The sequence below is a fragment of the Hoeflea sp. 108 genome (assembly GCF_000372965.1).
Classification (GTDB): domain Bacteria; phylum Pseudomonadota; class Alphaproteobacteria; order Rhizobiales; family Rhizobiaceae; genus Aminobacter.
The window spans coordinates 4,368,308-4,393,997 of sequence record NZ_KB890024.1; the positions used below are offsets into that span (position 1 = coordinate 4,368,308).

Consider the following 25,690-nt stretch of genomic DNA (forward strand, 5'->3'; position numbering starts at 1 on the left):
GCCGACTGTTACCGGTTTTGCCAGCCCACGGCTTGCAGAAATTCCTGTCGTCACAGCAGCGGCCGGATGCTCTCGTCAAGGCCGCCCCAGCCTGCCAGCACCATCAAGCCATTGACGTCGAGGACTTTGCAGCCGCCGTCGCGCCACTGCACCAGCTTGCGGTTGATCAGCTTGCGGATCGTCTTGTTGGTGTGGACCAGCGACAGCCCGAGCGTGTCGGCGATGTGCTGCTGGGTGATCGGTATCTCGACCGCACCCTTGCCGTTCATGCCGACCTTCCTGGCCCTGCTCGCCATGAAAGCCAGCAGGTAGGCCGCCCGCTCGAGCGCGGAGCGGCGCCCGACGCTAAGGAGATTCTCGTCCAGCATGCGCTCCTCGCGCGACGCGATCCATGTCAGGTCATAGGCAAGGCCGGGATGGTCGCGATAGAGTTCCAACAGCCGGTCGCGCTCGAACACGCACAAGAGCATCGACGAGAGCGCTTCCACCGAATGCTGCATCTCGCCCATCAGGCTGCCCTGCAGGCCGATCATGTCGCCGGGCAGCACGTAGTTCAGTATCTGGCGGCGGCCGTCCTCGAGCAACTTGTATCGAAAGCCCCAGCCGGAAAGCACCGTATAGAGATGCGCGCTATGGCTACCTTCGGCCAGCAATGTGGCGCCTCGGCTCGCAGCAAGCTCACCTCGTTTGAAATGGCTGACGAATTCCAGTTCCGGTTCCTCGAAAGGCCGGAACACCGACAATTGCCGCAGCGGGCAGTTTTTGCAGGCAACCTGTTGCCGTGCTTCGGTCGCGGAAGATGTGTCGGTCATTTGTACCCCTCGATGCGTGCAAGCCGCAACGCGGCGGAGACCTTGAAAGTTCCGGCGACAGGCAGGCGGCGGGGCCGTTAACCGGTCATGTCTTTTTTAAATGACAGTCCGTCTGAGAACAGCCATCTTCGCGGTCCTGCCTATGGAGATGCGATTTGGCTTCGCCACTTTCCGGACTGCGTATTCTGGTTCTCGAAGATGAGGCGCTGATCGCTTTCGATGTCGAGCAGCTTTGCCTTGACAACGGCGCCCACGAGATCGTCATCGCGGGCAATCTGCACGAGGCAGCTTCCATAGCGGCGGGCTACGACGCGGCAGTCATCGACGTCATGCTCGACGGCGAGCCGACGCTGGACTTCGCCCGCGAACTGCGTGCACGGCGAGTGCCGTTCATCTTCGCTTCGGGATATGACGACCTTGAGGGTCTGCTCGGCCAGTTCCCCGGCGTGGTGCTGGTCAGCAAGCCTTATGCCGGTGACGACCTCGTCAACGCCATCGCGGCCAGTCTTGAAAGAAGGCACCGCTCAGCCGACGGTTGAACCCATCACCTGCGCTGCGATTGCGTCGGGGCCGTAATCCGCCTCACCCGAAATGCCGAGTATTTCCTGCAGCCGGTTGCGGGCACGGCTGACGCGGCTCTTGATCGTGCCCACGGCACAGCCGCAGATCTCGGCGGCTTCCTCATAGGAGAAGCCCGACGCGCCGATCAGGATGATCGCCTCGCGCTGATCCTCAGGAAGCTGCTCCAGCGCCTTGCGGAAATCGTCGAGGTCGAGCGTTCCAGGCTGGCTCGGGTGCACGGCAAGGCGCGCGGTCAACAGCCCATCGCTGTCTTGCACCTCGCGTCCGCGCTTGCGCATCTGCGAGTAGAACTCGTTGCGCAGGATGGTGAACAGCCAGGCCTTGAGATTGGTGCCCGGCTGGAAGCTGGCCTGCTTGTCCCACGCCTTGACCAGCGTTTCCTGGACAAGATCGTCGGCGCGGTCGGCGTTCTGCGACAGCGACATGGCGAAAGCGCGCAGGCCAGGAATCGCCGCGAGCAGGTCGGCCTTGAAACCAAGGGATGCTGCCATGCGTCGTCAGTCCTTCTGCTGTGCGGGTTCAGCCTGTTCCAGCTGCGCCAGCAGCTGGGCAAAACGATCCGGCACCTCATCGGACACGAGGTCATCGTAGTATTGCTTGAGCTTTCGACCGATTTCGGAACTTGCCCCAAGTTCGCCGTCACCCTGGCGGGTCGGCTTGGCGCTGCCTGCGCCACTGCTCTGCCCTGTCATATTCCTGCTTTGCCTTGTTGCACCGTTTGGTTCCTCGTTTTGACAAGGGTACCCAACAGTCGTCCCCGATCACGCGAATTTTGCACAGAACTCCGCAAATGCGGATAGGTTCCATGGAAAGGAACTTTTAAACATGCGGAACGTTGATGGCGTTCTGCAGTCCGGTCAACAACGTCATTTGAGGGAGACGTCCAATCATGACCCTATCCACCAGAATTGCGCCGCACCTGCCCTATCTGCGCAGGTTTTCGCGCGCCGTCTCCGGTTCCCAGGTGAGCGGCGACGCCTTGGTGGCCGCAATGCTCGAAGCAATCATCGCCGACGTCGACGTCTTCCCCAAGGCTTCCTCCGACCGCATTGCCCTCTACAAGGTTTTCGCGAGGCTGTTCACTTCGGTCGCCATTCGTGTCCCGCAGGGCGAGGCGACCGGCCCCGCCTGGGAGCAACGTGCTGCGGCCAACCTGTCGGCACTCTCCGCCCGTCCGCGCCAGGCCTTCCTGCTGGTAGCCGTCGAAGGCTTCAACGATGCTGAAGGCGCGGAGATTCTCGACACCGACGAGGACGAATTCGCCACCCTGCTGCAGGAGGCGTCCAACGAGATCTCGCGCCAGGTCGCGACCGACATCCTCATCATCGAGGACGAGCCGCTGATCGCCATGGACATAGAGGAGATGGTGGAGAGCCTTGGGCATCGCGTCGTTGGCACGGCACGCACGCATGCGGAGGCTGCGGCCCTGTTCAAGCGCACCAGCCCCAAGATGGTGCTGGCCGACATCCAGCTCGCCGATGGCAGCTCCGGCATCGACGCCGTCAACGAGATCCTCTCGTCCGCACCCCTGCCGGTGATCTTCATCACCGCCTTCCCCGAGCGCCTGTTGACCGGCGAACGCCCAGAGCCCGCCTTCCTCGTCACCAAGCCGTTCAACCCGGAAATGGTCAAGGCGCTGATAAGTCAGGCGTTGTTCTTTGACAGGCAGGCCAAGGCTGCTGCATAGGCTTTTTTAGCGCCGCCTCGGGGAACCATCCTTTGGGCGGCACGTTTTTTATACGTCAAATGAAGGAGATAGATCATGCTTTACTGGGCGCTTGTATTCCTGGTTGTCGCGATCATTGCCGGCGCCCTCGGCTTCGGTGGTATCGCCGGAACATCCGCTGGCATCGCGCAGATACTATTCTTCATCTTCCTGGCGTTCCTTGTCATTTCGCTCATCGCAGGCCTGTTCAGGCGTGCGTGACCACGCTGGCAAAATGAAGAAAGTACCCGAGTCTGGAAGCCGGCCCCCTCAGCCGGAAGCCAGCGCCGCCGGGTAGCGCTCAAAAAAGAAGCGTTGCCCGGCGGTCCCATTTGAAAGGGCAAGTCCGGGAGCATCAGGTGCGCCAAAACATGCGCCGCGATGGTCTTTTGGACAGTCCGGAACCTTTGTCGAGCGGAGCAAGGCAGGCTCTTGTCGCATGGCCCAAACCTCCCCCTCTTCCCCGGGTCAAGCACCGCGAATGGACGCGGCTCTCCTCCATGTTTCCCGCAATGCCGGCATCGCTGTTCTCTATCAGGATCGCAAGCTGCGCACGGTCTGGTCGCACAATCTGCAGCCGCCCTGGGCCGAAGCGGTCAAGGAAACGACGGGCGCAGGCGGGTTGCTGCCGCAACAGCAGGCCGACCGCCTCGACGCGGCCAAGAAGAACGTCATCGCCACAGGCGTGTCGGGTGGGCTTGAGATAAGCGTCGCCGACAATAGCTCCGGTATGCGCTGGTTTGATGTCTGGATCGACCCCGACACCTCCGAACACGGCCAGGTCCAGGGCTTGGTCGTGACAGTCGTCGAGACGACCGAGCAGAAGCGGCGAGAGCAGACTCTGAAGGCGTTGCTGCGCGAGGTCAGCCACCGCTCGAAGAACCTTCTTGCCATCATCCAGAGCATCGCCAGCCAGACCGGCCACTACTCCGGCTCGATCGACGGTTTCCTGGTGCGCTTCCGCGGCCGGCTGCAGTCCATCGCCGCCTCGCAGGATCTGGTCACATCGTCCAACTGGCGCGGCGCCGGCTTCCGCGAACTCGTGGTCGGCCAGGTCGGGCGCTACAGCATCGATACCGACCGCACCATCCGCTTTTCCGGCGAAGACCCCTATCTCAATCCCAATGCCGCGCTGCATGTCGGCCTTGCCATGCACGAACTGGCCGTCAATTCGGTCAGCTACGGCGCCCTGTCCCGCGCCGATGGCTATGTCGAGGTCTGCGTCGACACGTCGGGCGGCGATGGCAACGAGAACATCACTCTCAGCTGGATAGAGGCGATCGAGCCGAACGGCGACAAGGCCATCGGCAAGAAGCGTTTTGGCAGCGTCGCCCTCGAGCGTGTCGTGCCCGCCGCACTCGACGGACAGGCCGAACTGCAGATCGGAACTGACCGCCTTCAGTATCGACTCGCGATGCCAAAGGCCAATTTTGCAATGGACTGAGTTCGCCTTGTCAGCGTCCACGACAGAGCCGCTTATATTCAACCGATTGATGTAGAGGCGGCGAGGAACTTTTCCGCGGACCACATCGTTTCTTGGCGGAGGTGTCTGTCATGGAACACATCGCCGCCCTTCTTCTGGTCGTCTCCTGCTCCCCCGACCTTTCCGGGTGTCGCGAGATTCCAGCCCCTACCCCGCTGTTCGAAGTGTTCGAGGATTGCCAGGCCGAGTTGCCGCAGGCGATCAGGACGCTTGCGCCCAAGCATCCACGCCTCTTCGCCAAATGCCTGGAGGTCGATCCCGCGCTTGAGGACGACTACGACCAGCTGACCTGGAAAGTGCTGCCCAGCGGGACACTTGAAGCGAAGCTTTCGGTCTCGGAAGTCATCACGGCATCAGGAACGCCGGATGCGTCAGCCCATGCCCACTGACCGCGCAACCTCTGGCATGCACTCAGAAAGGACCCACTAACATATTGAATCCATGCACCTGGCCCATGAAAAACGATTCCGATTTTCCTGACGATGCGCTAAGTGTCTGACGGGGACGATGTCAAAGTGAGAGGACTGACCACATGAAGAAAGTGATTTTGGCTCTTGCAGCTGTCGTTGCGATTTCCGGCTGCACGACCACTGAACGTGACGTAGCCACTGGCGCCGGCGTCGGCGCAGTGGCGGGCGCGCTCATCGGCGGCGGCCGTGGCGCTGTCATCGGCACGGCAGTGGGCGCTGCGTCCGGCCTGCTGGTGCGCAACCTGCGCAACGGCTACTGCGAATACCGCAACAGCCGCGGCCAGATCTATACGGCGCGCTGCCGCTAAGCAGCCAGCCCACGGCAAATCCCGGCGTCGACCCTGTCGACGCCGGGTTTTCTTTTGCTCCACTGGCTGAATCTGCGCGTCGGAGATCGGTGTCCGTCTTTCGATGCGCTAATGGCGGTAGGGGATGTCGATCTCGACCCTCAGCCCGTCGTCGCCGAAATGCCGCTCGATACGGCCGTCAAGCTCGCGCGTGATGTTCATGTCGATGAGCCTCGTGCCGAAACCGGTCTTTTCCGGCTGCACGACGCCCTTGCCGTTGCGTTCGGCCCATTTCAGCACAAGCCGCGTTTCCTTGCCTTGGGGTTTCAGCGCCCACTCGACCTTGAGCACATCCATCGAATTGGCCGCCTCGCCATATTTCAGCGCATTGGTGGCAAGCTCGTGGAAGGTCAGTCCCAGCGCCTGGGTGGTGGTCTCGTCCAGTTCCACCGGCGGACCCTTCATCATGTCTTCGGGCAATTCCTTGCCAAACACCTGACCGAGCTCGATGCGCAGCAACTCGCCGAGATTAGCCCGCTGCCAGCGCGAACGCGTCAGCATGTCCTGGGAGGCGGCCATAGCCTGCAGCCGCGCCGAAAACGACGACGAGAATTCGTCGACGTCCTTGGCCCGCGCCGCCGTCTGCCGCGCCATGGCCAGCACGCGCGCGATCGAATTCTTGATGCGGTGCTTCATCTCCTGAAGCATCAGGTCCTTTTCGAGCAGGCTCTTTTCGGTCGTTTCGTGCAGTTGCGCCGCAGCCTCGTAGGCACGTTGCTGGTAACGCGCCACCAGCGCGATCGAACCGGCGAGAACCAGGCCGAACAGGCCGAGCATCAGCGGCCCCGACCTCGGCGACGGCGGCTCGAAGGCCGAGCTTGGCCGGAAATTGATCACCCATTTGCGCCCGGCAACCGTCGTCTCGCGCGTCACCAGGAAGTCGTCGCTGAAATTGGTATCCGGCGGCGCTTCCGAGCGGAACAACAGCGCGTCGTCGCCCTTGGTGCCGTCGAAGACCTCGGCCGCAACCGGCAGCAGCGGCCCCCGGCCGAGCGCGGTCTGGAACAGTTCGGCCGTGCGGAAGGCAACGTAGAGGAAGCCGGCCGGCGCCGAGCCATCGCCGTCCTGCCGCGCCACTCTGGAGAACACGAGTATTCCGGGCTGCCGCGTCGCCTCGTCCTGGCCGAGCAGGACGCGCCCCGTTGCCCGCGGTTCGCCATTGGCGGCCATCGCCGCCTCGATGGCCGGCCGCCGCAGCGGATCGGCAGCCATGTCCAGGCCCATGGCGTCCAGGCCAGTCTTGCTCATCGGCTCGAACAGCACGACAGGCGCCCGCCACTCCAGGTCGGTGTCGGGAAATGGCATGCGGTCGATGCCGTAACCTTCCTTCAGTTCGCGCGCGATGTCGGCCTCATGGCCGCGCTCGATGAAGCGCAGGAAACCAATCCCCCTGAGGCCAGTGAAATTCCGGGAAACGTCGAGCGAGCTGAAATAGGCACGGAACTGGTCGCGCGACAGCTCGCCCTTCTGGGCTGCGAACATGGCCTGGGTCGCCCTGAGCAGGGCGATATCGAATTCCACCCGGCCCTCGATACGGTTGAGCGCGTCGTCGGCAATTGACTGGAACTTGATCCGCGCCGCCTCGACCGTTGCGAGATAGACAAGCGCCGCCATCGTCAGGCTGACGAGCGCGACGCCGACAAAGATCAGGCTGGGAAAGTACTTTCTCAATTCTGGCCGGCTCGTCTCAATGCCCGATCATTAAAGCATGATCGCGAAAAGTCGAAACGGCTTTTCGCGATCCTTGTTTAGGGCAGTGAGCCGGCAGGCGACAGCGGTCAGGCGGCGATCTGCATCGCCCCCGGCCCAGGCACGGCACCGGGCGGGCATTTGCCGAGGATGATCATGCCGAGTACCTCGTCCTTGGTTACGTCCTGAGTGCGGGCGGTACCCACCACCTGGCCGTTCTTCATCACGCAGACGCGGTCGGCGAGATCGAACACATCATGGATGTCATGGCTGATCAGGAAGATGCCGATCCCCTCGGCCTTCAGCTGCTTGACCAGTTCGCCGACCTGCGCCGTCTCCTGGGGCCCCAGTGCCGCCGTCGGCTCGTCCATGATCAGGATGCGCGCGTTGAACAGGATGGCGCGTGCGATCGCCACCGACTGGCGCTGGCCGCCCGACAGCTTGCTCACCGGCTCCTTGAAACGCTGGAAGCGTGGGTTGAGCCGGCCCATCACCTTGCGCGCCTCGGCCTCCATGGCGACGTCGTCGAGCGTGCCGTAGGCGGTCATGATCTCGCGACCGAGGAAAAGGTTGGCGGCGGCGTCAACATTGTCGGCCAGCGCCAGCGTCTGGTAGATCGTCTCGATGCCGTATTTCTTGGCGTCGCGCGGATTGGCGATCTGTGCCTCCTCGCCATTGACGAAGATCGCGCCGCCGTCGCGCTTGTAGGCGCCCGACAGGATCTTGATCAGCGTCGACTTGCCGGCGCCATTGTGGCCGAGAAGAGCAACCACCTCGCCGGGATAAAGATCGACCGAGGCATCGTCGACGGCGCGGATGCCGCCGAAGGCGATGGAGATGTTCTTGAGGTCGACGAGCGGGATACGGGTCTGTTCCATGATCTTGGTTCCCGATTTCGTTAGACGCGCTTGCGATAGAGCGTGTCGAGCCACACGGCCACGACCAGCACCATGCCGACGACGATGTTCTGCAGCGGCGAGTCGATGTTGAGCAGCACCATGCCCGACTGCAGCGACTGCATCAGCAGCGCGCCCAGCATGGCACCTGCAACCGTGCCGGAACCGCCGGCCAGCGAGGTGCCGCCGATGACAGCCGCAGCGATCACCAGGAGCTCATCCAGCGTGCCCAGCGAATTGGTCGCCGAGTTCAGGCGGGCGCTGGAGACCGCGGCGCTGATTGCAGCCAGGACGCCCATGATCATGAACACCTTCATGGTGATCCAGCGCGTGTTGATACCGGCAAGATTGGCAGCTTCAGGATTGCCGCCGATGGCAAAGACATAGCGGCCGAAGCGGGTGCGATTGGTGACAAAGGTCATGATGATGCCCACCGCCACCGCGATCAGCACGGGAATGGCAATGCCATGGGCGATGAACAGCCCGCCTTCGGGGATGGCGATGCCGTTGGTCTCGGCATATTTGCGCACGATCCCGACGGGCCAGGGATAAGAATTGGCAATCCACACCGCGCCCATGATCACGCCGCAGGTGACGGCGCCGAGAAATGCCTCGGCCCAGAGCGGTCGTAACGGGAACTTGAAACGCTTGCGTTGCTGGCGGCCGTTCATCAGCGCGAGGATCACGGCAAGGCACGCGACAAGGCCGATGATCCAGCTCCACGTCGCGCCGATGGCCCCCTGCGGACCGCCGCCCATGAGCTGGAAGTTCGCATCGAGCGGAGCGATCGTCTGGCCTGACGTGACCCACCAGGCAGCGCCGCGCCAGATCAGCAGTCCGCCCAGCGTCACGATGAAGGCGGGAACCTCCATATAGGCGATGACGAACCCCTGGAGCGCGCCGATCACAAGGCCGAGCGCGATGCCGATGAGGAGCGCGAGCGCCCAGATCCACGGATTGCCGAGTTCGAGACCGACGGCCTTTACCAGGAAATGCACCTGGGCGAAGCCCATCACCATGCCGATCAGGCCTTCGGCCGAGCCGACCGACAGGTCGATGTTGCGCATGACGATGACCAGAACCATGCCGGTGGCCATGATGGCCACAGCGGAAGCCTGAACCGACAGGTTCCACAGGTTGCGGAAGGTGAGGAAGGTGCGGCTGTCGAAATCGAACGGATTGACGCCCAGGCGCAGGCTCGAAATCACCTGCAGCCCCACCCAGATCAGCAGCAGCGCGCCGATCATGCCGAGCATGCGGGTGTCGATCTCAGTCGCTTTGAGAAAGCGTCCGACCAGGCTGAGCTCGGTCGTTCGCGCGCGGTCAGCCGGCGCGTTGGAAGTCGTGTCTGTCATTGCTACCTCCCAACCGGGTGGCCGTCTCCGCGGCAGCCGGTGTGCGCATGATAGGGGCAATCCGCCATGTCATGAAGCGGGCGCTTTTTGAAAAACGCCGCGGCTCCATCGGGGCCGCGGCGTTCGACCGAACAGGTCTGATAGGTGTTAGTTGCAGGCAGCGACCGAACCGGCGGCCACGCCCTGGCAAACGACGTCCTTGCCAACCCAGCCGGCATCGATGACGACGTTGAGGTTGTCCTTGGTGATCGCAACCGGCGTCAGGAACACCGAGTTCAGCTCGAGGCCGCCGGGCGTCTTGAACTTGGTGACGTTGGCAACCTCTTCCATCTTCTTGCCGTCGGCAAGCTGCGAGGCGATTTCAGCCGCGTTCTTGCCGAGTTCGCGCGCATCCTTCCACACCGACACGGTCTGGGTGCCGAGTGCGATGCGGTTGAGAGCGGCATGATCGCCGTCCTGGCCCGAGACCGGCACCGAGCCGGCAAGACCCTGTGCCTGGAGGGCTGCGATCGCGCCGCCGGCGGTGCCGTCGTTCGATGCCACCACCGCGTCGACCTTGTTGTCGTTGGCGGTCAGGAACTGCTCCATATTCTTCTGGGCATTGGCCGGCAGCCAGCCGTCGGTATAGGCCTCGCCGACATTCTTGATCTTGCCGCCGTCGATGGCTTCCTTCAGCACTTCCATCTGGCCGGCGAACAGGAAGTCGGCGTTCGGATCGGCACCGCTGCCCTTGATGAAGACGTAGTTGCCTTCAGGCTTGGCGGCGAACACGCCCTTGGCCTGCAGGCGACCGACTTCCTTGTTGTCGAAGGTCAGGTAGAAGGCGTCCTTGTTCTCGATCAGGCGATCGTAGCCGACGACAGGGATACCCTCGGCGACCGCCTTGTCGACGGCCGGGCCGATGGCCGAAGCGTCCTGCGCCAGGATGATCAGGGCGTTGGCGCCCTGCGAGATCAGGCTTTCGACGTCGGTGAGCTGCTTGGCCGGCGACGACTGGGCATCAGCCGAGATGTACTTGTCGCCGGCGGCCTCGATGGCCGCCTTCATGGCAGCTTCGTCGGTCTTCCAGCGCTCTTCCTGGAAGTTCGACCACGAAACGCCGATAACCTTGTCCTTCGCCTCGGCGACTGCCGCAAGCGACATCGACATGGCGACACCCGCCAGAATGGCGGTTGTAAATTTCCTCATAGTTTCCTCCCTGCGCCCAACGGGCGCGCTTCTGCGGTAGCCCTTGGAGAAGCTCATTTTTTCGAGCCTCGAAAAAATAGTGACTCAGCCATTGTCGGCTGTCAACATGGTTTCACCATGCCTTGCTAATTTTTTCGAGCGCCGAAATAAATAAAGACAATTTGCGCCGGCTCTGGCAGGATAAGAATGCGCTGGCGACTGCCCCTTAAGAAAGGCAGCGTTCCACCGGGAGGAAGACGCACACATGTCGGTCGGCATACGTCACGACGATCTGAGACGGCGCAACCGCGCCATGGTTATATCGGCAGTCCGGCGAGCAAGCCAGCCCTCGCGCACCGAGATCGCGGCCGTCACCGGGCTCAGCCACTCGACCATCTCGACCATATCCTCCGACCTCATAGCCGAAGGCATCCTTGCCGAGGCCAAGGGTGGCGAACAGTCGCCGATGAAGCGCGGCCGGCCCCAGGTGGGCCTGGCGCTCGAAGCCGACGCCGCCTCGGTTGTTGCCGTCGTCCTGTCGCTCAACCACCTGTCGGCTTCGGTCATCGACTATGCCGGCAACCAGATCGTCGAGGAGACCCGACGGCTGGTCACCCAGCGACTGCCCGCCAAGGCGCTGGTCGACGAATGCGTCGCCATCGTGCGTCAGGTCATCGCGCGCAGCGGGCGCCCGCAAGCGTCAGTACTGCGCATCGCGCTGGCCATCCAGGGCACCACGGATGCCGGCGCCCGCAAGCTCCTGTGGTCGCCGATTACCCCACATGACGACATCCAGTTCGCCGACAGGCTCGAGCGCGAATTCGGTGTGACGGTGACCGTCGAAAACGACTGCAACATGATCGCCGAGGCCCTGCACTGGCGCGACCCGGCGCGCTATCGCGACGACTTTATCGCCATCCTGCTTTCCCACGGCATTGGCATGGGCCTGGTCATCAAGGGCGAGTTGTTCACCGGCACGCAATCGTCGGGCGCCGAGTTCGGCCATATGGTCCACCGCCCCGACGGAGCGTTGTGCCGCTGCGGCCGCCGCGGCTGCATCGAGGCCTATGCCGGCAATTATGCGATCTGGCGCAACGCCCGGCTCGGCGACGAAAACGCCGAGCCGCTGGCCGACCTCTCCGACGAGGACATCAAGGCGCTCGCCGACGCCGCGCGCGACCATGACGGCCCCGAGCGCGAGGCCTTCCGCAAGGCGGGCGAGGCAATCGGTTTCGGCCTCGGCTCGATGTTCGCGCTGTTCGACCCCGCCCCCCTCGCCTTCGTCGGTGTCGGCGCCACCGCCTTCGACATCATGGAGCCGTATGTGCGCTCGGCCATCGCCAAGACGGCCGGCGGCACGCACTCCAAGGCGATCTCTTTCGACACCGAGCCGAACGAGGTCCCCCTGATCCGCGAAGGCTGCACCATGCGCGCCCTGCTCTATGTCGACGAGGAAGTCTTTGCGGCGGGCTCGGTGCCGCGGCGGGCCGAGGCAGACATTCCGCTCAAGGACATTTGATTTCGGCCGTCGCAATTAAGACGATCGCCGCGACCATACTGCCGTGCTAGACGACAGTCCGCGACCGCCCTTGAAAGGCCCAGCCTGGCAAAGAGGCGGAACCAACCCTGGAACCGACGTGTCGTCCGTTTCGGAGACGTTGCGATGACCAGTCTGCTGCGTAACATCCTGGCCGGCGTAGGCCTTTTGTGTGCCTCATCGTTTTCAGCATCAGCCACCCCGAACCCCATGCCGCTTGTCGCGGGAGATTCGGCAATGGTCATTCCCATTGCCCAGGGCTGCGGGGCGGGAGGCTGGCGAGGGCCATATGGCGGATGCCGCTATGGGCGTGTCGTACACCGTGCACGTCACGCTTACGGGTGCCCTCCGGGCTATTGGCGCGGCCCATACGGCCATTGCCGCAATACGCCGTATCACGGGCGGTTGCCATATGGCGGATGGCGCTGACCGCCCGCTGCGCGAACGTCTGATCATGTTCGATAAGCCGGCGAGCCAAATTTAACTGTCTCGCCGGCCGGGCGCCTAATCCTCGCGGATGGCGTAGCCGGCACCGCGGATGGTGCGGATCACGTCGGGCATGCGGCCGTTGTTGACCGCCTTGCGCAGGCGCCCGACATGCACGTCCACGGTGCGTTCGTCGATATAGATCGTCTCGCCCCAGACATTGTCGAGCAACTGGCTGCGCGAGAACACGCGGCCCGGATGCCGCATCATGAACTCGAGCAGGCGGAACTCTGTCGGCCCGAGCTTGATCTCGCTCTTCTTGCGGTAGACCCGGTGCGACTCGCGGTCGAGCAGGATGTCGCCGACCTTGAGGATGGACGACAGCACCTCGGGCTTGGCCCTGCGCAGCAGAGCCTTCACCCGCGCCATGAACTCAGGCGTCGAGAACGGCTTCACCAGATAGTCGTCGGCACCGGTCGACAACCCGCGCACCCGGTCGCTTTCCTCGCCGCGTGCCGTCAGCATGATGATCGGCAGCCGCTCGGTCTCCGGGCGCATCCTCAGCCTGCGGCACAGCTCGATGCCGGACAATGCGGGCACCATCCAGTCGAGCACCAGCAGGTCGGGAACGTTTTCCTGCAGACGGATTTCGGCCTCGTCGCCACGGGTGACGACCTCGACCTGATAGCCTTCGGATTCGAGATTGTAGCGAAGCAGCACGCCCAGCGGCTCTTCGTCTTCAACGACCATGACCTTTGGAGCGATCATCGCCTGTACCTTGTCCTTGCGCACGGCCCGATCAGGACCATGCGCTGGTTTAACCTATGCAGCGCCCCCGCGCCAAACGCATGCGGTGCGGAAGTTCTCAGTTCGAAACCGTCGTGGTTTCGTCGACCTTGGGCCGATTGAGCGGAAGCTGCTCGCCGGTCACCACGAAATAGGCGTTCTCGGCGATATTGGTCACATGGTCGCCGATGCGTTCGAGGTTCTTGGCGCAGAACAGCAGATGGGTGCAGGCCGTGATGTTGCGCGGATCTTCCATCATGTAGGTCAGGAGTTCGCGGAACACGGCATTGTACTGGATGTCGATCTTCTGGTCGTCGATGCGCAGGCCTTTCAGGCCTTCCGGCTGACGCGCCACATAGAGGTCGACCACGCCACGCACCTGTCCCAGCACCAGCTGCGACATGGCATCGATCGAGTGCGCCAGGTTGCGCGGCGTCGGCATCTGGCCGACGGCGCCGACGCGCTTGGCTATGTTCTTGGCAAGATCGCCGATGCGCTCGAGATCGCCAGCCATGCGGATGGCGCCGACCACGGCGCGCAGATCCTGCGCCATCGGCTGGCGCTTGGCGATCAGCGTGATGGCTGCGTTGTCGAGCTCACGCTGCTTGGCGTCCATGATCGCGTCGTCGGCGATCACGTTCTGGGCCATCGCCTGGTCGGACGACAGCAATGCCCGGATGGCGCCCGCGACCATCGAACCGGCGAGATCGCCCATGTCGCGGATGAGCTGGTCGACATGCTTGAGTTCTTCGTCGAAGGACCGGACTGTATGATCGCCCATGATCGTTTCCTCGTCTGCTTACTGTACGCGACGATCACTCAGCCGAAGCGGCCGGTGATGTAGTCCTGCGTCCGCTTGTCGTCTGGATTGGTGAACATCTTGTCCGTCGGCCCCTCCTCAACGAGGTAGCCGAGGTGGAACATCGCCGTCCGCTGCGACACGCGCGCCGCCTGCTGCATCGAGTGGGTGACGATGACGATGGTGTAGTTCTCGCGCAATTCGTCGATCAGTTCCTCCACCTTGGCGGTGGCGATCGGATCGAGTGCCGAACATGGCTCGTCCATCAGGATGACCTCGGGCGAAACCGCAATGGCGCGGGCAATGCACAGGCGCTGCTGCTGGCCACCCGACAGACCGGTGCCCGGCTCGTGCAGGCGATCCTTCACCTCGTTCCAAAGCGCCGCCTTGTGCAAACTCTGCTCGACGATCTTGTCGAGATCGGCCTTCGACCTGGCGAGGCCATGGATGCGCGGGCCGTAGGCGACATTCTCGTAGATCGACTTCGGGAACGGGTTCGGCTTCTGGAACACCATGCCGACGCGGGCACGCAGTTCGACCACGTCGATCTTGGGATCGTAGATGTCCTCGCTGTCGAGCGTGATCTTGCCGCCGACGCGGGCTGCGTCGATCGTGTCGTTCATGCGGTTGAGGCAGCGCAGGAAGGTCGACTTGCCGCAGCCCGACGGGCCGATCAGCGCCGTCACCTGGTTCTGGCGGACGTCGAGGTCCACGCCGAAGAGCGCCTGCTTCTCGCCGTAGTGCACGGTCACCTTGTCGCCGCGCATCTTGATGATTTCGTTCGGTTTGTTCATCTCGGCTGTCACCGCGTCTTCGAGGGTTTTCTCGCTCATGATGTTCATAGCAGGGTGCTCCTTGTCCACGTCTACCAGCGACGCTCGAAACGGCGGCGCAGGACGATGGCGACGATGTTCATGGCCATGAGGAAGATCAAAAGGATGATGATGGCGCCCGACATGCGTTCGACAAAGGCGCGTTCGGCCTCGTTCGCCCACATGTAGATCTGAACCGGCAGCGCCGTCGCCGGATCGAAGGGGGTCTTCGGATAATCGGCAACGAAGGCGACCATGCCGATCAGCAGCAGCGGCGCCGTCTCGCCGAGCGCACGCGCCAGTCCGATGATCGTGCCGGTCAGGATGCCGGGAGCGGCAAGCGGCAGGATGTGCTGGAACACCATCTGCATCTTCGACGCGCCGAGGCCGAGCGCCGCTGCGCGGATCGACGGCGGCACTGCGGCAAGTGCCGCACGCGTCGCAATGATGATCGTCGGCAGTGTCATCAGCGTCAGCACCAGGCCGCCGACGAAGGAAGCCGAGCGTGGCAGGCCGAGGAAATTGACGAAGACAGCCAGGCCGAGCAGACCGAAGACGATCGACGGCACGGCCGCGAGGTTGTTGATGTTGACCTCGATCAGGTCGGTGAAGCGGCTCTTCTTGGCAAACTCTTCGAGGTAGATCGAGGCGGCGACGCCGATCGGCAGCGCCAGGAGCAGCACGATCACCATCATGTAGAACGAGCCGATGATGGCGACGCCCACGCCTGAGGTTTCGGGCCGGCTCGATGCGCCGAACGTGAACAGGCCGGTGTTGAAGTGCTCGCTCATGGCGCCTTCGGCCTTGAGCTTGTTCATCCACTCGACCTGCTGGTCCGACACCTTGCGGCGGCTTTCCGGCACGGTCAGGTCGATCTGGCCCTTGTAGGCGGAGTCGAGATTGGCGGCTGCCAGGATGTCCACGCTCTGCGTCGTGCCGATGATCGAGGGGTCGGCCATCACGATCGAGCGCAGCTGGACGCGCGATCCTTCTGACAGGAAGCCCTTGAGCTTGCGCACGGCGGCCTTGTCGCTCGGGTCGATGCCAAGCTTGGCGATCAGCGCGGTCTCGGCGAGCTTGGGATAGTTCGCCGTGATCAGCACGTTCGGATCGGTCGCCCGCTTGTTCTCGGGATCGATGATCTTGGGGTCGAATTCGACCTGTAGCGTCACCGTCGCCTGCCAGAAGGCAGTATAGCCCTTGGAGACGATCGAGGTCAGCATGATTGCCAGGAACACCAGGCCGACAGCGATCGCCAGCACGCCGTAGAGGCGGAAGCGGCGTTCGGCGGCATAGCGCTTCTTGAGGCCGATGTCGCGGCGCGCGGGCGCGGCGGACGTGGTCAGCGTGTCGAGCGAAATGTCGGTCATTCGTACTGCTCCCGGTACTTCCGGACGATGTAGAGCGCGACGATGTTCATCACCAAGGTCAGCGCGAAGAGTGTGATGCCGAGCGCGAAGGCCACCAGCGTCTGCGGCGTATTGAACTCAAGGTCGCCGGTCAGCTGGTTGACGATCTTGACCGTGATGGTGGTCATCGCCTCGAAGGGATTGAGCGTCAGGTTCGCCGCCACGCCCGCCGCCAGCACCACGATCATCGTTTCGCCGATGGCGCGCGAGGCGGTGAGCAGGATGGCGCCGACGATGCCCGGCAGCGCGGCTGGGAGGATGACGCGCTTGATCGTTTCCGAGCGCGTGGCGCCGAGGCCGAGCGAGCCGTCGCGCATGGCGCGGGGCACGGCGGTGATGATGTCGTCGGAGAGCGACGAGACGACAGGGATGAGCATCACGCCCATCACCAGGCCGGCGGTCAGGATCGACTGCGCCTGGATGAAGGGGGTGCCGCCGGCAAGGGCAGCCGAGATGTCACGCAGGAAGGGTCCGAGCGTGACGAGCGCGAAGATACCGTAGACGATGGTCGGGATGCCGGCGAGCAGCTCAAGCGCCGGCTTGACCACCGCGCGTACCTTAGGGGCGGCGTATTCGGACATGTAGACCGCCGACATCAGGCCGATCGGCACGGCGACGAGCAGCGCGACAAGAGCGATATAGAGCGTGCCGGCGAGAAGCGGGATCAGGCCGAACTGGCCCTCTGCACCACCGGAGCCCGCTGCAGCAAAGCGCGGATCCCAGACGGTGCCGAAGAAGAAGTTGGTAAGCGGCACCTTCTCGAAGAAGGCGATGGTCTGGAACAGCATCGACAAGACGATGCCGATGGTCGTGAGGATCGCGAGCGTGGAGGCGCCGAGCAGGGCCCACAGCATGATCTTCTCGACATTGTTGCGGGCACGGGCACGCGGGCTGATGCGGCTGAGACCGTAGACCGAGCCGACCGCGGCGAGCCCGATCGAGATGATGGCGGCGATCCAGTTCATCCGGTCGGAGATGCGATTGGCATCCGCTGCGATCGGGATCATGTAGTCCTGGGTGTCAGGCGCCAGCGCCACGCCCTTCTCTGCGAGCTTGGGCTGGAGTTCGGCGAAGCTCGAAGGCAGCGCGCCAAGCGTCTGCGCGTCCAGCCGGCGCATGCCGTTGGCCAGGCTCTTGACCAGGCCGGCAGCGAGGTCCTCATGTGCCACCGTGCCATCGGCGACATCGGCGGGCAGCAAGGCGTGGATGTACCTGTTGAGATAGGCGTTGGCGCCCACGTCCCAGCAGACCAGGAAAATGACGGCCGGCACGACACCGACGAGGAACGCCCACCAGCCATGGTAGTGGGCCCGCGAATGTGGCTTGACGGATCCATCATCCTGCGAAAGCGCCCTCTGGCGGCCGAGCACGAAGGCTGCGAGGCCGATTGCAAGCACTATGGCGAAGACGAGCAGGAATGACATGGGCCGGCCTCGGTGAATTCGGATCTTTGTGCCGAACGGGACAGTCGGCGGAATATTCCATGGGGCGACGGATTTTCCGCCGCCCCATGGCAATCAGTTCATTACATGGTCTTGCCGGCGCCGAAGGCTTCGCGCTGGGCAGCGCGCTCTGCGTCCGGAGCAGCAACCAGGCCGTAGTCGGCGAGCGGGCCTTCCGGGCCGACCATCTGGTCGTCGAGGAAGAACTCGACATATTCCTTCAGGCCGGGAACGACGCCGAGATGCGCCTTCTTGACGTAGAAGAACAGCGGACGCGACACCGGATACTCGCCCTTGGCGATGGTCTCGACCGAAGGCGTCACGCCGCCGACGGTGGCGACCTTCAGCTTGTCGGCGTTGTTTTCGTAGAAGGCCAGGCCGAACACGCCGACGCCAGTCTTGTTCGAGTCGATGCGAGCCAGCGTCTCGGTGTAGTCGCCGTCGATGTCGATGGCCTTGCCGTCCTTGCGCACGGCCTTGCAGGCTGCTTCGGCGGCCTTGTCGTCGAGGCCCGAAGCTTTGCCGGCTTCAACGCCGCCGAGCTTCTTGCAGCCGGCGATCAGAAGCTTCTCTTCGAAGACTTCGCGGGTGCCGTGCTTTTCGCCCGGGATGTAGGCGGCGATGTCCCAGTCGGGCAGGTTCGGGTTGACCTGGTTCCACTTGGTGTTCGGGTTGTCGACCAGCTTGCCGTCGACAGCGATCTTGGCAGCCAGGGCCTTGTAGATGTCTTCGGGGGTCAGCGCCCAGTCCGGGCCCTTGACGTCGGTCGCGAAGACGATGCCGTCATAGCCGATCTTCACTTCCTGGATGTCCTTCACGCCGGCGTCGACGCAGGACTTGATCTCGTCCTTCTTGATCGGACGCGAGGAGTTGGCGATGTCGATGGTGTTTTCGCCGACGCCCTTGCAGAATTCCTTGATGCCGGCGCCCGAACCGCCGGACTCGACCACGGGGGTCTTGAAGTTCGAGAAGGTCTCGCCGAACTGCTCGGCAACGATCTTGGCGTAAGGCAGAACGGTCGACGAACCTGCAACCTGGATCTGGTCGCGAGCGGACGCGTAACCAACCGAGGCGGCAATCGCGAAGGCAGCAGCCGACGCGGTGAGAAGAGCTTTTTTCATTGGGGCCTGCTCCTGTGGGAGTATCTCGTTTGACGCCATTCTTCGGCGCCCGGTGAGCCAATAGCCCCCCTCTATTACAGTTAGATGACAGTTTCGTGTCACCCCGGTAACGGTCGCTGTGCATGGCGGCCAAGGCTTCGCGCAGCCGGTCCTTTGCCGGCGCGAGGCAAACAACAATGGCCAAGCAAAAGCAAGCCGCCTACCTAAAGGCAGGCAGCCGTTTCACACGCCGTTCTGTCACATTTCCACAGTCTTGGGTTCTAGCCGGGTCTGACGACGCTTACATGACGCCGCGTCGTTCCTCGTCCTGCCACGACCAGCGCTCGATCTTTTCCAGCAATGCCCTGGGGCTGATCGGCTTCGGCAGGTAGTCGTCCATGCCCGCCTCCAGGCAGCGGTCCTTGTCACCCTTCAGCGCATGTGCGGTGACGCCGATGATCGGCACGCGCGTGCCGGTGCCGCGTTCGAGCTTGCGGATTTCATTGGTCGCCTCGAGCCCGTTCATCTCGGGCATCGACACGTCCATCAGGATCATCTTCGGGCGGCGCTCGCCGAAGGCAGCCACCGCGCGCCGGCCGTTGTTGACGATCTCGAACGACAGCTCGGTCTCGGCAAGAATCTGGCTGAACACCATCTGGTTCACCTCGTTGTCCTCGGCCACCAGGATGTCCAGCCCGCCCTCGCCAGCCGGCCGCTGGCCGCCGCGCAGCCGCGCCACATTGCGAGAGGTGCTTTCCTCTTCCTTTGCCGGCACCTGTGCCTCGACCTTTTGCGCCGGGGTCAGATTCGGCGTCCGCCGCCGCTGGATTGTCGCCACAAGTGCCTCGAGCAGCGCCGACGACCGCGCCGGCTTGATCAGTTGGGCATCGATGGCGAGATCGCTGAAGCCCGGTCCCGAAAGCGACTGGTCGACCGAGGTCAGCATGACGATGGGCGTATCCGCCAGTTCCGGCATCTGCCGCACGATCCGCGCCATCTCGGCGCCGGTCATGCCGGGCATCTGGTAGTCCAGCACCACGCAGTCGACCTTCACACCCATGCCATGCGCCGCATGCAGCACGCGCAGTCCCTCGTCGCCGCTGCGCGCCGCACAGGAATCGAAGCCCCACGACACCATCTGTTCGGTCAGAATGGTGCGGTTCACCGCGTTGTCGTCGACGATCAGGATGCGCGAGCCGCTGACGTCGATCAGCGCCGACGGCTGCGTGTCCAGCCGGCCCGCATTGGGTAGCGTCAGCGTGAACCAGAAGGTCGAGCCTGCGCCTTCAACGCTTTCCACGCCGATGGTGCCACCCATCATGTCGACCAGCCGCGACGTGATCGCAAGGCCGAGACCGGTGCCTTCGTGGCGGCGGGTCGACGACGCATCGACCTGGCTGAACTTATCGAAAACGAGCTTGAGCTTGGCCTCTGGAATGCCGATGCCGGTGTCGGTCACGGCGATGCGCAGCTTCGTCGCCTCGCCAGCGTGCTGGCCGGTCACATCGACCAGCACATGACCGGCGTCGGTGAACTTCACTGCGTTGCCGAGCAGGTTTGTGACGATCTGCCTGATGCGGCCGACATCGCCGACATAGAGATGCTTGAGGTCGGGCTGCATCCTGACGATCAGCTCGAGGTCCTTCTCCTTGGCGCGCGTCGAAATCAGCGTCGCCACGTCCTCTATCGCCTCGGACAGGTTGAACGGCACCGGATCGAGCACCAGCTGGCCAGCGTCGATCTTCGAAAAATCGAGGATGTCGTTGATGATGGTCAAAAGCGCATTGCCCGACTTCACGATGATGTCGGTGAAAGTGCGCTGCTTGGGGTCGAGGTCGGATTTCGCCAGAAGCTCGGCCATGCCCAGCACGCCGTTCATCGGCGTGCGGATTTCGTGGCTCATATTGGCGAGGAATTCCGACTTGGCGCGATCGGCCAGCACCGCCCGGCGCTGCGCTTCCTCCAGCTCCTGCTCGCGCTGCTTGAGTTCGGTGATGTTGGTGGTCGAGCCTATCAGGTAGAGCGAACCGTCGGAGGCGACCATCGCGCTCTTGCGCGCAAACTGGTGGCGCGTCGCGCCGTCGGGATCGGTGGCTGTTTCCTCGACATCGACGGTGCCGCCGGTGCGCATCACCTCGCGGTCGGCGCGCATGAAGACCTCGCCTTCGGGACCGAAGATCTCGGCGTCGGTCTTGCCGATGGCGTCCTGCTTGGAATAGCCGGTCAGTTCGCACCAGCCCTGGTTGACATACATGAGCCTGAGGTCGTCGTGCTTGGCGTAGATCGACACCGGCACGTTGTCGATCAGGCTGCGGAACACCTCGTTCTCGCGCATCGAGTCCTGCAGCGCCCGTTCGCGCTGCTTGAGTTCGGTGATGTCGACGCGCACGCCGATATAGGTGCCGTCGGGCAGCCGCTGGTCGAAGACCTGATACCAGCGTCCATCGGGGTTGCGGCGTTCGCGCTCGCCCTGGGTGGTGTGATAGCGGGCGACCATGCCCTCGACCCATTTGTCGGGGTCGGCGTCATAGAGGCTGTCGAGGCTGTAATCGCCGGTATCGCGGAAATAGCCGTGCTGTTGCGCCAAAATGAGGCTCTGGTGCAGCGTGCCGCCTTCGGCCATCGCCGGCGCCAAAGCAGGAAGCACGCTCCGCAGTTTTTCGTTCGCCAGCACGAAACGGTCTTCGGCATCGTAGATGACGACGCCAGCCGGCAGGGATTCCAGCACCTGGGCCAGGCGCCGCCGCGCCTCCACGGCCTCGGTCTCCCGCTGCTTCAGCCCGCTCACGTCGTAATAGGAGACGAGCCGCTTGCCGCCGGAAAGTGCCGTCACCGAATAGATCATAGTGCAGCCGTCGGCGCGGCGGAATTCCCGCGGCACCACGTCGCCGGCCGATATCTCGGCCTGGCGGGAGGCTACATAATCCTCCCAGTCGACATCGGGGATGGCATAGACGCCGCTGTGGCGGTTCACATCCATCAGCGCCCGGAAGGTGCAGCCGGCCGCAACCTGATCGGTCGAGACCTTCCAGATGTCGTAGAATGCCTTGTTGATGAACAGCACATTGAGGGCAGCGTCGACCAGCACCACACCCATGTTCATCGAATCGATGGTGCGTTCGAGATCGGCATAGGGCAGGTTGGCCTCGGCGCCGACATGCACATTGCGCACGGCTGCCGTTTGCCTGAAATGATTAGCCGGCTTGTCGGCGGGCTCGATGCCCTGCCCCCAGTTTTTCCGCATCCCACACAGCCCTGCATGCAAGGGCAGGCCGCTCCCCCGCAACCCACCGCAACAGACCTTGCCGGATAAGCATTAACGACTGACTAACCTTAACGACGGAAGGTCTTAGTCGTCGTTGGCGGCGTTCAGCTCCTCAGGCCGCAGGCCGCCATCGGGATCGCTGAGCCCCTCGACCGTGCCGAGGATAAGCCGCCGCGACTTGAGCAACGGCGATGTCGCCTTCTGCACGTCGGGCATGCGTGGGTTGCGCTCATGCGCGGCCACGGCCGACATATCGGCATAGAGCTCGCTGACCATCACCCTGTTGGCAATCGGCGTGCCGTCGCGCTCCACCGGCCTGATCACCTCGAAGCGCAGACAGCCCGGCTCCTCCTGCAGCGTCGCCCGGGCATGTTCGGAGATCAAGGCGAGAAACTGCTGTTCGGCGCCCTCGAGCGTCTCGAACTCAACGATGATGGTCATTTCAGGCACGCGTTCTGTCCTCCATAGCCAGCAACTCGGACATCGCTCCGGCGCTCGACGGCGCCCACGCCGCAAGCGTGGAGCGTTCAGGCTATCGCATCGGTCCGAAAATCGGAATCGATTTCGGAACACGATCAGCAGCCTCAAGCGCCCGCAGCTTTGTTCGTCGATGACTGGAAACGGTTTCGCAACGCACCGGCGGGCGGAAGGTTGTGCAGCCCGCCGGGCGTTGCCGAAGACGCGCACTCGATACATTGCGCAAGGTGGATGGTGCGGGCGGATGGTGAACAATTGGTGAATGCGGGCCGCCATTGTTTTGTCCCTGCACAGCCCGTCCCGGCACACCGGGTCGCACCGTCGTCATTGCCGGGGCTGGAAGACAGCGACGTTCGCCGTGGCTTTGGAACTTCCGGGCCGGTCAGGCGTTCTTTCTGCAGACCGAGCGTGGTCCTACCTTTCAGCCACGTTCCGAAAGGCCTGCCGCCTCTCCCCCCGCGGCAGGCCTTTTCGTTTGCCGGTTTTTGCCCGGTTTTCCGCCTTTCCCGCAATCCGGGTGCAACCCAGGGTGACTCGACATCTTTCAGGTTGTGGAGCAAGCTTCGCCCGGAAATAGAAAAGCGGCGCCCTGCAACCAACGCGCTTGGGAGATACGTCGGTGCAATCGGTCGAGACCGGTGCGATTTTCAATCCGGACATGGCCGTTTACTGCATCTCCTATGCCCTAGGCATCGGCATCCGCTGACCTGAAGCAGTGAAATGGCCTGGCATGTGCTGCTTGAGTGCAGGTATGCCGGCAAGATGCCTGAATGCCTCCGGTCGAATTCGCAGTGCATGCTGTCAGGCGCGCGCACCTGTCCGTCAGGTGAGACCGCCCTACATGATGAAGCTTCCGATTGGTCAGTAGCCGAGTAACGTTATGGGAGAAAACTATGGAGCACGTACTTTTCACCCGGCCTAACTCCCCGATTTACCCCAAGGACCTCGCCCTTCTGCAACGCACCTTCGACCAGATTTGCGTCGAACGCGGCGAAGACCCGAGTTCCATCTGGGCGACAGAAATTGCCAGGACCCTCATCTCCCTCTACCGGTCAGGAGTGCGCGACGAAGAGAAGTTGCTGGCAAGCGTTCCGCGTTTCCGGGCGAAAAGCGCAGCCTGATCGTTCGGTGCGAATGCCAGGCATCCCGGCTCGAAGCCATCAGGCACCAGAGCTTTCGGATTGCTTGGGGATAGGCACCGGCCGGGCCGCATCTGTGGGGGATGTATTCGTGTGACCGCGCGGGGGCTTGGTGTGTCGCGAATTGGCCGCTTGCGATGTTCCGTCGTTTGGGCGGGCGCGCTGGCGTTTTTCCTGCAATTGCAGCCTGCCGCATCCGGCACGGAGAACCGAGCACACCACGAGCTCGGCGATCCGCAGCAGCGCGGGCTCGCTCAGCTTTACGGACCGTGGCCGATGATCGCCGCCGACTATGTCACGGCGATGATGCGCTATCGCAACGCTGCGACCCAGGAGAGCCTGCCGCCGCGCATCTATCCCTTTGTGCTGCGCGACCGTCCGCCCTTCGGCGGCCCCTGGACATGGACCGCAGCCAACGGCTCGCATGCCCGCCGCCTGTCCGATGGCAGCCTGCATCTGAGCCTCACCCATCAACTCGGCAACTGGTTCGTGGAGATAAGTTGCCTCGACGCCGGCTGGCCGGTGTTTTCGTGCAGCGACGGCATCGAGCGCGTGGCGTCCGCTCCCGACCCGCGTCTTCTGGTCATCGACGGCATCGAGTTTTCGCGCGCCCTGCCCGCACGAACGAGCCCTGAAACACCGGACCCGTAGCGCTCGCCACGGGTCCGGCTTCGTTGTCGTCACCTGGCGTAGAAGTAAGCGGCAACCAGCACGATGCCGATCAGCGCCAACATCAGGGCCCAACCCTTCAGTGCATCCCTGCCACCGGCGGCGTCGGCCATGCCGGCCGGGTTTTCGTTCTTGTCGGTCATGATATCCCTCTTCGGGCAATATTTTGGTGCAGCTGCGCAAAAGCCCTCCGCTCGGCGGAACAGGCGTTTCGACATTGGCTGCGAGTGGAGTCTTGGTTCAGGCGCGGAGCGGTGGTGCGCGGGCCGAAAACGCCGAGAATTGCTGGGCCTTGACCGCAGCATCGCGCGGCCGCGACAGTTCGAGGCGACGGGGCCCTGGCTCGGGAAGCCCTATGCCGGGCCCGAATACGGCCTTGCCGACGCTGCCGGCCGATTTGCCGGAATTCTTGGTCTCGGCATTGCGGATCGCGCTCTGGCTGCGATCGTAGTTCGACAGCACGAGCCCGGCGGACCCGTTGTTCACGACCGTCTGATGCGCCTGCTGGTCGCCAACGGAGATCGGCAGGGGGCCGAGGCTTGCCGGCAGCAGCACCAGCGCCCAGGCAAGCACGAGCGCGATCAGGCGCAGCGGCACAGCCCCGCCCATCGCTCTCAAAGCCCGTTCTTTAGCCGTCCCGGTGCTGATGGTTTCCTGTCCTCGTTCCCGGCCTTTGTCGCATTTCGGCGGACGGGCTTCAACCGAAGGCCCGAGCGCCTGCGCTCTCGGGCTGCCGACAGCTTGTCTCCAGAACCGGATCTTCTTCCAATGACAGCGTAATGATGGGCGCCCGCGGCAGCCGTAATCCTCAGGGTACGTCGTCGCTGGCGACCGGCCCACCCTCGCTTTCGAGCGTCGACAGCCGCTTGGTCACCGAGCGGCTGAACTTCAGCCTCACGCCGGCGCCATCGGCGCCTTTTTCGGGGATGAAAACCGCGCCCAGTTCCTCCAGCGCCGACTGCAGCGCGTGGATGGCGTCGTCGACCGGCGTCGAGATCTTGCGCTCGAATGCCTCGATGAGGTCCTCGCCGATGCCGGATGCGGTCGCCAGCCTGGCCCGGTTGATTTCGACGATCGCCCGCGCCGCCCTGCAGATCGGTCCAGTGATCATGGGGTCTTCCTCCTCAACTGCCTGCACCATCGTCCATCGCTTCGGCAGAGGTTACGCCGAGCTTCACACCCCTCGCAACTGCCTGACAAAAGCCCGGAATTGGCGCCGGCAACCGTGCGTGGCACGCAGCCCTTGGCTGCAAAAATGCGGAACCCATCCCCGCCCCGGGCATTGTTCCCCTGCAACAGGGAAGGAAAATACGATGCTGAGAG

Annotated in this window: 27 protein-coding genes; 9 read left to right on the plus strand and 18 right to left on the minus strand. The window is 63.4% G+C overall.

The annotated features are described in order from the left end of the window. Nucleotides 1-50 precede the first annotated feature (50 nt). The gene (locus B015_RS0121640) at nucleotides 51-812 is read right to left on the minus strand and encodes a Crp/Fnr family transcriptional regulator (RefSeq protein WP_018429831.1); all 762 of its coding nucleotides are present in this window, start codon (nucleotides 810-812) and stop codon (nucleotides 51-53) included. 155 nt (nucleotides 813-967) lie between these two features. Here B015_RS0121640 and B015_RS0121645 point away from each other — a divergent pair, with 155 nt between their 5' ends. Further along, nucleotides 968-1,351 (plus strand): response regulator, encoded by a 384-nt coding sequence (locus B015_RS0121645; RefSeq protein WP_018429832.1) that lies wholly within the window; start codon nucleotides 968-970, stop codon nucleotides 1,349-1,351. Here the strand turns inward: B015_RS0121645 and B015_RS0121650 are convergent. Then, nucleotides 1,337-1,885: an RNA polymerase sigma factor gene (locus B015_RS0121650; protein ID WP_018429833.1), complete on the minus strand. Its 549-nt coding sequence runs from the start codon at nucleotides 1,883-1,885 to the stop codon at nucleotides 1,337-1,339. The two genes, B015_RS0121645 and B015_RS0121650, sit on opposite strands and share 15 nt — an antisense overlap. A 6-nt stretch (nucleotides 1,886-1,891) precedes the next feature. Continuing rightward, complete coding sequence (locus B015_RS0121655; RefSeq protein ID WP_018429834.1) at nucleotides 1,892-2,086, minus strand: NepR family anti-sigma factor; 195 nt, start codon at nucleotides 2,084-2,086, stop codon at nucleotides 1,892-1,894. A gap of 197 nt (nucleotides 2,087-2,283) precedes the next feature. Between B015_RS0121655 and B015_RS0121660 the strand changes: the two genes are divergently transcribed. From B015_RS0121660 to B015_RS0121680, 5 genes are all read left to right on the plus strand, one after another. Beyond that, the gene (locus B015_RS0121660) at nucleotides 2,284-3,081 is read left to right on the plus strand and encodes a response regulator (RefSeq protein WP_018429835.1); all 798 of its coding nucleotides are present in this window, start codon (nucleotides 2,284-2,286) and stop codon (nucleotides 3,079-3,081) included. Nucleotides 3,082-3,156: 75 nt separating this feature from the next. Continuing rightward, nucleotides 3,157-3,321 (plus strand): DUF1328 domain-containing protein, encoded by a 165-nt coding sequence (locus B015_RS32735; protein WP_018429836.1) that lies wholly within the window; start codon nucleotides 3,157-3,159, stop codon nucleotides 3,319-3,321. Between the two features lie 259 nt (nucleotides 3,322-3,580). After that, nucleotides 3,581-4,543: an HWE histidine kinase domain-containing protein gene (locus tag B015_RS0121670; protein ID WP_018429837.1), complete on the plus strand. Its 963-nt coding sequence runs from the start codon at nucleotides 3,581-3,583 to the stop codon at nucleotides 4,541-4,543. 110 nt (nucleotides 4,544-4,653) lie between these two features. Continuing rightward, nucleotides 4,654-4,971 (plus strand): hypothetical protein, encoded by a 318-nt coding sequence (locus B015_RS0121675; RefSeq protein ID WP_018429838.1) that lies wholly within the window; start codon nucleotides 4,654-4,656, stop codon nucleotides 4,969-4,971. Nucleotides 4,972-5,114: 143 nt separating this feature from the next. Next, nucleotides 5,115-5,360 carry a YMGG-like glycine zipper-containing protein gene (locus tag B015_RS0121680; protein ID WP_018429839.1) on the plus strand — a complete coding sequence of 82 codons (246 nt, stop codon included), beginning with the start codon at nucleotides 5,115-5,117 and terminating at the stop codon, nucleotides 5,358-5,360. 108 nt (nucleotides 5,361-5,468) lie between these two features. Here B015_RS0121680 and B015_RS0121685 read toward each other — a convergent pair whose 3' ends face one another. The 4 genes from B015_RS0121685 to xylF form a co-directional block, all read right to left on the minus strand. Further along, the gene (locus B015_RS0121685) at nucleotides 5,469-7,070 is read right to left on the minus strand and encodes a CHASE domain-containing protein (RefSeq protein ID WP_018429840.1); all 1,602 of its coding nucleotides are present in this window, start codon (nucleotides 7,068-7,070) and stop codon (nucleotides 5,469-5,471) included. 107 nt (nucleotides 7,071-7,177) lie between these two features. Further along, nucleotides 7,178-7,966, minus strand: coding sequence for an ATP-binding cassette domain-containing protein (locus B015_RS0121690; protein ID WP_018429841.1), 789 nt, complete (start codon nucleotides 7,964-7,966; stop codon nucleotides 7,178-7,180). 20 nt (nucleotides 7,967-7,986) lie between these two features. Beyond that, nucleotides 7,987-9,339: a sugar ABC transporter permease gene (locus B015_RS0121695; protein ID WP_018429842.1), complete on the minus strand. Its 1,353-nt coding sequence runs from the start codon at nucleotides 9,337-9,339 to the stop codon at nucleotides 7,987-7,989. A gap of 147 nt (nucleotides 9,340-9,486) precedes the next feature. Next, on the minus strand, nucleotides 9,487-10,527 hold the full coding sequence (gene xylF, locus B015_RS0121700) for a D-xylose ABC transporter substrate-binding protein (RefSeq protein ID WP_026227572.1): 1,041 nt from the start codon (nucleotides 10,525-10,527) through the stop codon (nucleotides 9,487-9,489). A gap of 244 nt (nucleotides 10,528-10,771) precedes the next feature. Here xylF and B015_RS0121705 point away from each other — a divergent pair, with 244 nt between their 5' ends. After that, entirely contained in the window at nucleotides 10,772-12,025 is a 1,254-nt protein-coding gene (locus B015_RS0121705) for an ROK family protein (protein WP_018429844.1), read from the plus strand. A 522-nt stretch (nucleotides 12,026-12,547) separates the two neighbouring features. Here the strand turns inward: B015_RS0121705 and phoB are convergent. The 8 genes from phoB to B015_RS0121750 all read right to left on the minus strand — a co-directional run bounded on the left by phoB (nucleotide 12,548) and on the right by B015_RS0121750 (nucleotide 22,523). Next, entirely contained in the window at nucleotides 12,548-13,237 is a 690-nt protein-coding gene (gene phoB / locus B015_RS0121715) for a phosphate regulon transcriptional regulator PhoB (RefSeq protein ID WP_040457026.1), read from the minus strand. A gap of 97 nt (nucleotides 13,238-13,334) precedes the next feature. Further along, nucleotides 13,335-14,036, minus strand: coding sequence for a phosphate signaling complex protein PhoU (phoU, locus tag B015_RS0121720; protein ID WP_018429847.1), 702 nt, complete (start codon nucleotides 14,034-14,036; stop codon nucleotides 13,335-13,337). A gap of 38 nt (nucleotides 14,037-14,074) precedes the next feature. Next, entirely contained in the window at nucleotides 14,075-14,896 is an 822-nt protein-coding gene (gene pstB, locus B015_RS0121725) for a phosphate ABC transporter ATP-binding protein PstB (protein ID WP_026227575.1), read from the minus strand. A 23-nt stretch (nucleotides 14,897-14,919) separates the two neighbouring features. Continuing rightward, nucleotides 14,920-16,236, minus strand: a complete 1,317-nt coding sequence (pstA, locus tag B015_RS0121730) for a phosphate ABC transporter permease PstA (RefSeq protein WP_018429849.1) — start codon at nucleotides 16,234-16,236, stop codon at nucleotides 14,920-14,922. Then, nucleotides 16,233-17,699 (minus strand): phosphate ABC transporter permease subunit PstC, encoded by a 1,467-nt coding sequence (gene pstC, locus B015_RS0121735; RefSeq protein ID WP_018429850.1) that lies wholly within the window; start codon nucleotides 17,697-17,699, stop codon nucleotides 16,233-16,235. Before pstC ends, pstA begins: the two co-directional genes overlap by 4 nt. A gap of 101 nt (nucleotides 17,700-17,800) precedes the next feature. Next, entirely contained in the window at nucleotides 17,801-18,838 is a 1,038-nt protein-coding gene (locus B015_RS0121740; RefSeq protein ID WP_018429851.1) for a substrate-binding domain-containing protein, read from the minus strand. A gap of 280 nt (nucleotides 18,839-19,118) precedes the next feature. After that, complete coding sequence (locus B015_RS31385; protein WP_018429852.1) at nucleotides 19,119-22,061, minus strand: response regulator; 2,943 nt, start codon at nucleotides 22,059-22,061, stop codon at nucleotides 19,119-19,121. Nucleotides 22,062-22,166: 105 nt separating this feature from the next. Then, a complete protein-coding gene (locus B015_RS0121750; protein WP_018429853.1) occupies nucleotides 22,167-22,523 on the minus strand; it encodes a putative quinol monooxygenase in 357 nt (118 codons plus the stop codon). 929 nt (nucleotides 22,524-23,452) lie between these two features. Here B015_RS0121750 and B015_RS0121760 point away from each other — a divergent pair. Then, the gene (locus tag B015_RS0121760) at nucleotides 23,453-23,680 is read left to right on the plus strand and encodes a hypothetical protein (protein ID WP_018429854.1); all 228 of its coding nucleotides are present in this window, start codon (nucleotides 23,453-23,455) and stop codon (nucleotides 23,678-23,680) included. Nucleotides 23,681-23,878: 198 nt separating this feature from the next. Beyond that, nucleotides 23,879-24,349: a hypothetical protein gene (locus B015_RS0121765; protein WP_157632805.1), complete on the plus strand. Its 471-nt coding sequence runs from the start codon at nucleotides 23,879-23,881 to the stop codon at nucleotides 24,347-24,349. Nucleotides 24,350-24,378: 29 nt separating this feature from the next. Here the strand turns inward: B015_RS0121765 and B015_RS34090 are convergent, their stop codons facing one another. From B015_RS34090 to B015_RS0121780, 3 genes are all read right to left on the minus strand, one after another. Continuing rightward, the gene (locus B015_RS34090; protein WP_018429856.1) at nucleotides 24,379-24,510 is read right to left on the minus strand and encodes a hypothetical protein; all 132 of its coding nucleotides are present in this window, start codon (nucleotides 24,508-24,510) and stop codon (nucleotides 24,379-24,381) included. 97 nt (nucleotides 24,511-24,607) lie between these two features. Then, on the minus strand, nucleotides 24,608-24,976 hold the full coding sequence (locus B015_RS0121775; protein ID WP_018429857.1) for a hypothetical protein: 369 nt from the start codon (nucleotides 24,974-24,976) through the stop codon (nucleotides 24,608-24,610). 199 nt (nucleotides 24,977-25,175) lie between these two features. Continuing rightward, a complete protein-coding gene (locus B015_RS0121780; RefSeq protein WP_026227576.1) occupies nucleotides 25,176-25,478 on the minus strand; it encodes a hypothetical protein in 303 nt (100 codons plus the stop codon). Nucleotides 25,479-25,690: the final 212 nt, after the last annotated feature.